The organism is Roseicyclus sp. (assembly GCF_018402035.1).
Taxonomy (GTDB): domain Bacteria; phylum Pseudomonadota; class Alphaproteobacteria; order Rhodobacterales; family Rhodobacteraceae; genus Roseicyclus.
Window position 1 is genome coordinate 1 of sequence record NZ_JAGYJN010000075.1, and the last position, 1418, is coordinate 1418.

General features: G+C 66.4%; 1 protein-coding gene. It reads right to left on the reverse strand.

Annotation, left to right across the window (positions count from 1 at the left end):
• A partial coding sequence (gene glyS, locus KG698_RS15260) for a glycine--tRNA ligase subunit beta (protein ID WP_213686394.1) occupies window positions 1–1418 on the reverse strand: 1418 nt, incomplete at both ends.

Here is a 1418-nt window from a genome sequence, read left to right on the forward strand (position 1 = left end):
GCGCGGCGCAGCGCATAGGGGTCTTTCGACCCCGTGGGCTTTTCGTCAATCGCCCAGAAGCCCGTCAGCGTGTCGATCTTGTCGGCCAGCGCCACGGCCAGCGAGACAGGCGCGGTTGGCACCGCGTCCCCCTGCCCCATCGGTTTCCAATGGTCGCGGCACGCGTCGGCCACGGCTGCATCGCGGCCAGCCGCCAGCGCATAGTAGCGGCCCATCACACCTTGCAGTTCGGGAAACTCACCCACCATACCCGAGCGCAGATCGGCCTTGGCGATCAGGGCCGCCGCTTCGGCCTCGGCCGCATCCGCGCCAACGCGGGGCGCGATCTCGCGCGCCAAGGCGGCGATGCGGGCGATCCGCTCGGCCTGCGAGCCAAGTTTCGCATGGAAGGTGACATTGGCCAGACCATCCAGCCAATCGCCCATCCCGGCGCGCGCCACGCGCAGATCGTTTTCCCAAAAGAATTTCGCATCCGACAGGCGCGCCGACAGCACCTTTTGATTTCCCGCCAGAATCGTCGCGCCGTGATCGGCGGTCTCGATATTGGCGACGGTCACGAAACGCTCGATCCGCCCCGTCTTGGGGTTGCGGACAGAAAAGAACTTCTGATGCTCGCGCATCGAGGTTTGCAGCACCTCGGCCGGCAGGTCGAGAAAACGATCCTCGATGGTGCCCATCAGCACCACGGGCCATTCGACCAGCCCCGACACCTCGGCCAAAAGACCCGGATCATCGACCAGTTCCAGCCCGGCGGCAAAGGCCATCTGTTCGGCATCATGGCGGATCTGCGCCGCGCGGTCGGCCGCCGACAAGACGACATGGGCGCGCTTTAGCTTGGCCGCGTAATCGGCAAAATGAGCCACGGGAAAGCGCGCGGGCGCCATAAAGCGATGCCCCTCGGTCGTGTTGCCCGACGCGATCCCATCGACATCGAAAGGCACGACATCGGTTCCCGCCTCATCCGAGAGGATGCACAAGATCGATTGCAGCGGGCGCACCCAGCGCAGGCTTCCCGCGCCCCAGCGCATGGATTTGGGCCATGGGAAATCGCGGATCACGGCTGGCACGACATCGGCGATGATCTCGGCGGCGGGGCGGCCCGCGCGTGCGATCACGGCGAAAAACACATCGCCCTTTTTATCCGCGCGCGCCTCAAGCTGGTCGCGGCTTATCCCTGCGCCGCGCAAGAACCCCTCGATCGCGGCCTCGGGCGCATCGGTGCGCGGCCCGCGCCGTTCTTCGCGGGTGGTGGGGGAATGGGCGGTCAAACCCTCAAGCGTCAGCACCAAACGGCGCGGCGTGGCAAAGCTGCCCGCGCTGGCATAGGTCAGCCCAGCTTCGACCAGCCCCTCGGTCACCAATCGCCGCAGGTCATCAGCGGCGCGCGCCTGCATCCGGGCGGGGATTTCCTCGGAGAA